Origin of the sequence: Ehrlichia minasensis (genome assembly GCF_004181775.1) — a bacterium.
GTDB lineage: Bacteria > Pseudomonadota > Alphaproteobacteria > Rickettsiales > Anaplasmataceae > Ehrlichia > Ehrlichia minasensis.
On record NZ_QOHL01000036.1, the window covers coordinates 1 to 7,176 of the forward strand.

Annotated in this window: 10 protein-coding genes; 3 read left to right on the plus strand and 7 right to left on the minus strand. The window is 32.0% G+C overall.

Annotated features, from left to right (window positions below; all coding sequences use genetic code 11):
* Window positions 1-907: hypothetical protein (locus DRF75_RS05105; protein ID WP_165375566.1), on the plus strand; the 907-nt coding region annotated here is incomplete at its 5' end.
* Between the two features lie 462 nt (window positions 908-1,369).
* Here DRF75_RS05105 and DRF75_RS04770 read toward each other — a convergent pair.
* Together DRF75_RS04770 and DRF75_RS04775 are read right to left on the minus strand one after the other, a co-directional pair.
* A complete protein-coding gene (locus DRF75_RS04770) occupies window positions 1,370-1,801 on the minus strand; it encodes a hypothetical protein (protein ID WP_129992756.1) in 432 nt (143 codons plus the stop codon).
* A gap of 581 nt (window positions 1,802-2,382) precedes the next feature.
* Window positions 2,383-2,571, minus strand: coding sequence for a hypothetical protein (locus DRF75_RS04775; RefSeq protein ID WP_129992757.1), 189 nt, complete (start codon window positions 2,569-2,571; stop codon window positions 2,383-2,385).
* Between the two features lie 32 nt (window positions 2,572-2,603).
* On the opposite strand from DRF75_RS04775, the gene DRF75_RS05110 reads away from it, so the two are divergent.
* On the plus strand, window positions 2,604-2,741 hold the full coding sequence (locus DRF75_RS05110) for a hypothetical protein (protein WP_165375567.1): 138 nt from the start codon (window positions 2,604-2,606) through the stop codon (window positions 2,739-2,741).
* 692 nt (window positions 2,742-3,433) lie between these two features.
* On the opposite strand, the gene DRF75_RS04780 is transcribed toward DRF75_RS05110, so the two are convergent.
* The 5 genes from DRF75_RS04780 to DRF75_RS04795 all read right to left on the minus strand — a co-directional run bounded on the left by DRF75_RS04780 (window position 3,434) and on the right by DRF75_RS04795 (window position 6,491).
* Window positions 3,434-3,619: a hypothetical protein gene (locus tag DRF75_RS04780; protein ID WP_129992758.1), complete on the minus strand. Its 186-nt coding sequence runs from the start codon at window positions 3,617-3,619 to the stop codon at window positions 3,434-3,436.
* Window positions 3,620-4,178: 559 nt separating this feature from the next.
* Complete coding sequence (locus DRF75_RS04785) at window positions 4,179-4,451, minus strand: hypothetical protein (RefSeq protein ID WP_129992759.1); 273 nt, start codon at window positions 4,449-4,451, stop codon at window positions 4,179-4,181.
* A 191-nt stretch (window positions 4,452-4,642) separates the two neighbouring features.
* Window positions 4,643-4,765, minus strand: a complete 123-nt coding sequence (locus DRF75_RS05225; protein WP_276318953.1) for a hypothetical protein — start codon at window positions 4,763-4,765, stop codon at window positions 4,643-4,645.
* Between the two features lie 709 nt (window positions 4,766-5,474).
* The gene (locus tag DRF75_RS04790) at window positions 5,475-5,882 is read right to left on the minus strand and encodes a hypothetical protein (protein WP_129992760.1); all 408 of its coding nucleotides are present in this window, start codon (window positions 5,880-5,882) and stop codon (window positions 5,475-5,477) included.
* Window positions 5,883-6,065: 183 nt separating this feature from the next.
* Window positions 6,066-6,491, minus strand: coding sequence for a hypothetical protein (locus DRF75_RS04795; protein WP_045170960.1), 426 nt, complete (start codon window positions 6,489-6,491; stop codon window positions 6,066-6,068).
* Between the two features lie 100 nt (window positions 6,492-6,591).
* Here DRF75_RS04795 and DRF75_RS04800 point away from each other — a divergent pair, with 100 nt between their 5' ends.
* Entirely contained in the window at window positions 6,592-6,984 is a 393-nt protein-coding gene (locus DRF75_RS04800) for a hypothetical protein (RefSeq protein WP_129992761.1), read from the plus strand.
* The last annotated feature ends 192 nt before the right edge of the window (window positions 6,985-7,176 follow it).

Below are 7,176 nucleotides of genomic sequence, written 5' to 3' on the forward strand. Positions count from 1 at the left end.
TGTAGAAGCCATAGAAGTTGCTGCTTCTGATGCAGCAGAAGTTGCATTAGACATTGCTGAAGTTGCTGAAGAGACTGTAGCATTCAATGCTTCTGTTGTAGCGCTAGTAGCATTAGACACTAGTGAAGTTGCTGCAGAAGTTATAGAACTTACTGCTTCTGTCATAGCACTTGTAGCGTTATATAGTGTTGAAGTTATTGTAGAAGCCATAGAACTTGTTGCTTCTGATACAGCAAAAGCTGTATTAGATATTGCTGAAGTTGCTGAAGAGACTGTAGAGCTCACTGCTTCTGTTGTAGCTCTAGTAGCATTAGAAACTGGTGAATTTGCTGCAGAAGTTGTAGCACTTGTAGTGTTATATAGTGTTGAAGTTATTGTAGAAGCCATAGAACTTGCTGCTTCTGATGCAGTAGTGGCAGCATTAGATACTACTGAGCTTACTATTTCTTGTGCAGTGCTAGTAGCGTTAGATATTGTTGAAGTTATTGTAGAAGCCATAGAAGTTGCTGCTTCTGATGCAGCAGAAGTTGCATTAGACATTGCTGAAGTTGCTGAAGAGACTGTAGCATTCAATGCTTCTGTTGTAGCGCTAGTAGCATTAGACACTAGTGAAGTTGCTGCAGAAGTTATAGAACTTACTGCTTCTGTCATAGCACTTGTAGCGTTATATAGTGTTGAAGTTATTGTAGAAGCCATAGAACTTGCTGCTTCTGATACAGCAGAAGCTGCATTAGATATTGCTGAAGTTGCTGTAGAAGCAACAGAGCTTACTGTTTCTGAGGCAGTGCTAGTAACATTAGATACTACTGAACTTGTTGTAGAAGCTGCAGAATTTGCTGTAGTACTGGTTATGTTCTGTATGATCTCTGATGTGTTATTGTGTGGCATATTCTACCTACTGAGATAGTTAAAGATTTTATCTAGGAAATACAATTATACACATGTTTGTTATAGAAAGGTGCAATTAATTTACTCAAACATAATTAAATGGTAATAGATTAATTTATGTTAGCCCATATGTGTGTTAAGTTTTAATGTGGATTTGTTAAGCGTCAGGGTTTACATGAGATAATATTAGAAGTGATTTTGTACAAGAGAGATGCATGGTAAATGAAATTTGGATAATTTTGTTTTAACTGTGTCACGATACTTTAGATATTATCTATCTAATGCTGTGTTACATTGATAAATAACCATTAAATTTTTTCACAAGAAATCTAGGTGCTGCATTTGTACAAATAATTGCAGTACTATGTACTTGAGAAATGCTTATTCTGTGTTGGAATTATGTGTAACTTTATTTTATACTGTTTAGTAAAACGTTGAATAGGAAAACATAGTATAAAAAACAAAGTATATTTATTTAATGTTATAGTCTAGAGTGTTGTACTGCTGGTGCTCTTGTTATTACTGTTCCTTCTTCTATTTCAGGATTAAGTTCTTCTAATAGCATTACTGAGTCTGGAATATTAGGGGATAGCTCATCATCAGGATTCACTGTTTCACTAGTCTCAGATGGTGTAGAATCATCCTCTGTTAATGGTGAATAAGGGGTAGGAAACCACCTACCAGATTGTATTCTTGTACAACATAATATTATGAGCAATGACACAGCAACTACAATCAAAGGAATAAAATATAAAAACATATTACTACTATCTTGTGAAGTGGTGGTATTTGTGGATGTTATTCCACTGTTTGTTGTGTTAGCAATCGCTTCTGATATGTTAGTAGCCGCAGCTTCCATTGCTGCAGTTACAGGGTTTGTGCTATTTGATGTTGGATTAGTATTGTTGACCATAAATGACTCTTTATTTAATTAATTAGAGATTTCACTTGAAAGATGTATATACTGCTTAGTATAAATGATTATTAATAGTATATTCTTAATTAGTACGTAATAACTATTATGTAATAAATTAGTACTATTGACAAGTCGATATTTTATTGCATTGATAAATAGCCATCTAAATTGTGTTGTGTTTTTCATAAGAAACCTAAGTGCTTCATCGTAGGGAACAATTGCAGTTGTGTACTTGAGAAGTGCTTATTCTATTCTGTGTATAGATTTATTTATACTATAGTAAAAAATTGTATGATAAGGCATAGTAAATATGGTATAAATTATTAAAATTTTGAACTCTTAAACTCTCTTATTGGACTATTGATTATAGAACATTGCCTGGTTCAAATGTTGAGTGACAAGGATCATCACACTTACCAGAAGATTTACAACCTTTAACAAGAAGCAGGAACAAAAGATAATCAGCTAGTTACTATAACTAGAACATGCATATTTATAAACATGTAAGTATAAATTCTTCTTTTATAGATATTCGCATCAGGTAAACAATGTAATACCACTCAAACAAAGATTTTTGATCAATTAAAAAGGGAACAATATGGCTGATCACATTTAAATTGCACTAGTGATTCAGGATTAAGTGATACTAATGACAGCTCTGACCTTGGTCTGCTAATAGTAGTATTATCATTATTACCAGAACTATCAAGTTCATGTTGATTACTGTGATGATTCTTTATTAGTACTCTATAAATAATATGTTCCACTTCATAAGTTTAAAAAAAGTAATGTTAATAATATGACTATAAAATCACTGCGTAGGTTAAAGTGGCATTTCATACTATTAAATGGAGTGGTGATAGCATTTGTAGATGTGAAATGTACTACTATATCAGTAAATGCTTGTATAGCGTTGACAGTATTGGATTTATTGTAGAATATTCCTGATGCAATAGTGGTATTTGGTATTATCAAGTTTATTGTGTCAAATGTATGTTTGTCAGTCCTGTTGTTATAGTATTGAATGTTATTCTTCTGTTATGTGAGTTAAAGTATTGTTTGCAATGTGCAATATTACTTAAAATTTGCAAAATATTGTTAGGTGTTAGATTAGTATTGTTACCTAACATATTCTTTGACTATCTTAAATTAACTGAATATTTTACTGAGTGATTTGTTTGAGGTTATTGAATTATATAGTACACACAAATTTTAGAGTAAAGAGTGCAGTTTATAGTGACTGCACAGTACAATAGTGTTAATACAAATATTTATGAATCACATATAGTTGAGTAGTGTTGGTAGTACTATATGATGTTTTGTCTATTATACAGTTTGCTGTTTGTATTATAGCATAGTAGTATTTGTTTACATTGCTTGTAAGTAGATAGGCAGTAGATGATATTGCACTGCTATTTATGAAATCTGCTAGTGCATTAGTAATGATATTTGATGTTATGCTAATGGCAATATTCATTCCCATATTAAAAGATGTGATTAGTCACATTTTTAATGTATCAAAAATTTTTGTTTTCGTAATATTAATCTGTTTACCTGATACAAATATCTATAAAAGAGGAATTTACGTTTACATGTTTATAAAGATGTATGTTCTAAGTAACTAGCTGATTATCTTTTATGCCTGCTTCTTGTTAAAGGTTGTAAATCTTCTGGTAAGTCTGGAGATGCTTGTAAATCAACATTTGAGCTAGGGTTCATGTCATCATCAGAAGAATCTGATTCAATAGGTGTTCCAGCATTGTGAGTTGATGATAATCCGGTGTTTTGTTCAGGATTACTGATAGCATGAAACATTACGAAGTAACAAAATATGAATGTAAAAAAGAGAATTACCATACATTTTACAAATATAACATCTGGGATATTGCGATCAGGTGAGGGTTCTACAATATTTGTTTGAGTGATATCACTTGTGGTGGGGGGGGGGGAGTAGGTGAAGTAGTGGTAATACTTGATAAAACGCGTATTATGAAATTTAAAAAGTTGTCTAACATATTTTTCACAATTTAATTAATAAAAAGCTTTATTGAATAGTACCAAACTGCTTAACTGGTACAAATATTTGCGAAAGATAAGTATACTTATCCGTCTTGCATGAATGCACTTGTTAATAGTAAGTTAATACTACTTATTAGTCAATTTTTTTGTATTTAGTATTGGTTGTATTGGGAGATCTATGCTAGGTAGTGCAGGTTTTGTGTTTGACTTATCACATTCTGTTATTGATAGTATAAAGTATTAAAAATGGAAAAAGCCTATATACTGTTAGTTCAAATCTTTTGTATGGAAAGTCTGTAAGCAAGTTGGTAAAAAATAGTAGCTATTGTATATCTGAAGAGATTTGTGTGATTGCTTAAATTGATCTACTTCTTGCACGTGGTTGAGGATTGTTTTGTCCAGCATTTTGTCCAGCATTTTGTCCAGCGTTTTGCATAACATTATTAGGGTTATGTAGTGGAACTAAAACTATATTATTTAGCGCACTATCTTCACTAAACCCTGAATCACTAGAAACTTGTTGTGCTGGATTATGTGGATTTGGATTTCTTGTTGTATTCTGATAAATACGTTCTATTATACAGTTGATTATTATAGCAGCCATAATGAACAACAGCACTGCTGCCATAATTATAGTTTGACTTTGACCATCTGAAGAAGATGTTGAATTTGTTGTAGGGTTAACAGTACTGGCATGTGTTTGACTGGCTATGGAAGTAAAATTGCTTACTGATTGTGTTGTAACATAAGTAACGTTTGTTGTGCTTGATGTAGTGACATCTGTTATAGTGTCAGTGGTATTTATTGAGTTATTGGTAATTAAAGAAGTAGAGGGGGGGGGGGAGGATGTGATGTCGTGTTATTGTTTGTAAAATTTGCTAATACGTTAGTAATAATGCTATAAATAATGCTGAAGATGATGCTTAGCGTATTATTTGGCATGCTCTATTCTTATTTGATTTATAAAAACCTTTGCTGTAGTGATGTTGACTAGGAAGGTATCTGTAGAAGAATAGTATACTGCTTCTAGTTTGGATAAACACACTTAGTTAATAATAAGCAATACTATTAATTGCTGCAACTTTTTATTGTATGTTTATTAGTTGGTTATGTAACAAATCTTGTATTAATTAGGTATTAATTTGTTTTGTATATGGTTTTTGTGTTGGTAAAAGCTCAATTGGTTTTGTAGATGTGCTTGATCAAGTTAAAAAAACTTATAAAAGTTTGTAATGTAGCAGTTTGCTATACATATATATTCTGCATTTAAATTCTATTTTTATTGCTTTCGTTCATCTTTCAGCTATGAAAAAAAATAATGTTGTAATTCTATAGAGATAGAAAATAATTTTAATGTTATCTCTATGATTTATAGTTTTTTGATTTATCAAAAATTTTTCTTTATATTCCAGAATTTGATGTTAATTGAAATAATATCTTAATCATTAGAACTATTTTTTATGTATATATTACAGCATACTTATGCATGTACTTGATTATGATATGCAACTACTATCATATGACTAACATGTTTTTAGCAGCTTAAGCTGTATAGTCTATATAAAGTAATAAATTGTTTATACTATGTTGTTGTACTAATGAAGTACTACTTAAGTTGGTTATAAGAGTAATACTATATAACTTTTGGTTGTTATTCAGAGTGTTTGAGACTATTATGTCTTCTACGATTGCTTGTATTGAATTCTGCATCTACATCTACTAAGTACATTACTGTATCGTCATTTAGTGTTGTTGAAGAATTATACATATCATATAGTGCAAAATCTGTAAAATTGTGCGATTGATTTGTAGTGCTCAGATGAGATGATACGTAACTGTCTCTTGTTGTAGATTGATTTATGACATTACTGTCCGATTGATTATTTTGTTGGTTCTCTCTATTTCTGTGTACATTACGGTATATAGTGATTACTAATAGTGCAACAATGATCAGTATTACAACACAACAAGATGCCCATATGGCAACTTGATCGTTATCATTTGATGTTGTTGTGTTTGTATTTGGTGCTGTTGTAGTTATGTTTGTGTTGTTGTTCATAATGTGTGTATCGAATTTTAATTTTATTAATAATTTTTAATATATATAATAAATGATATTTACGAAATATACTAAATAAATAATAGGTTACTTAGTAATTTGTTACGTTAAATCCACAAATTGCATACAGATTTAGCGTTGCGGTCATTACTTATTACAATTTGATGTGACATTTTAACACGATCAACTCCTTGCATGTCTGCTATCATAATGTGAAATCATTGGATCAGTGACGTTGCTAGGTATTACATCATCAGATGGATTAGGTGATTCGGATTCTGTATTACATTCTACTATTTCCATAACAAACTCAGTGTCTTGAGTTCTGTTACGATTTGTGCATCTGCGAGAAACTGGTAAGGAGCTACCATCTTCAAATGTAATAGCCTCTTGATATGTCTGTAATCTTTGTTCATATGTTGCATATTCTATTGCTGCTATTTCACCATCATAGTCTGAATCGCTTTCTGTAGATGGTTTTTCTTGACTTGTAATAAGATCTACTGTGCTTACCATTTGTAAAAGCGCTTGTACATCTTCATTACTACCTCTAGATCTGCTCATTCTTGTTTTGTTGCGCTTGTGGTTTAGCGTTGTTACTAATGCCATGAGTAACAGTATAAATATTATTCCACAGATGATTGTTACTCCCTTGAGTGCATCATCACTTGTGCTGCTTGTAGTAGTAGATGTGTGAGTTGGTGTAGTGGTGCTACTAGATGTACTTGTTGCAGTGTTGGATATACTAGATATTGTTGCATTTGCTGTATTAACAGTAGTATTAAAAATGCTTGAAGCAGTTTCTGTTATAGAAGATGTTGCTGCAGTTGCTATTTCAGTAACAGTGCTGGTGAAATTTGAGATAGCATTTAAAGTTGTACTTGTTACATTAACTGTGGTTTCTGTAATGGCAGATACTGTTGAACTTACTGCACTAGCAGTAGTGCTAAGAAGGTTTGATGTAGCTTCTGTAGCTGTAGTTACTGCACTAGAGATGCTTTCTACTGTGGTAGATGCTGCTGAGCTTAATACTTCAGTAGATGATGTGTGTGTTGTATTGTTTTGGTCTGTAATTTTTTTACCCTTGTACTTGTTACATTAACTGTGGTTTCTGTAATGGCAGATACTGTTGAACTTACTGCACTAGCAGTAGTGCTAAGAAGGTTTGATGTAGCTTCTGTAGCTGTAGTTACTGCACTAGAGATGCTTTCTACTGTGGTAGATGCTGCTGAGCTTAATACTTCAGTAGATGATGTGTGTGTTGTATTGTTTTGGTCTGTAATTTTTTTACCCT

Bases quoted from the DNA above. Each gene is read 5' to 3' on its own strand.
- DRF75_RS05110 (WP_165375567.1), top strand. From the start codon at position 2,604: ATGACTATAAAATCACTGCGTAGGTTAAAGTGGCATTTCATACTATTA.
- DRF75_RS04770 (WP_129992756.1), bottom strand. From the start codon at position 1,801: ATGGTCAACAATACTAATCCAACATCAAATAGCACAAACCCTGTAACT.
- DRF75_RS04785 (WP_129992759.1), bottom strand. From the start codon at position 4,451: ATGGCAGCAGTGCTGTTGTTCATTATGGCTGCTATAATAATCAACTGT.
- DRF75_RS04795 (WP_045170960.1), bottom strand. From the start codon at position 6,491: ATGGCATTAGTAACAACGCTAAACCACAAGCGCAACAAAACAAGAATG.
- DRF75_RS04790 (WP_129992760.1), bottom strand. From the start codon at position 5,882: ATGAACAACAACACAAACATAACTACAACAGCACCAAATACAAACACA.
- DRF75_RS04780 (WP_129992758.1), bottom strand. From the start codon at position 3,619: ATGTTTCATGCTATCAGTAATCCTGAACAAAACACCGGATTATCATCA.
- DRF75_RS05225 (WP_276318953.1), bottom strand. From the start codon at position 4,765: ATGCCAAATAATACGCTAAGCATCATCTTCAGCATTATTTATAGCATT.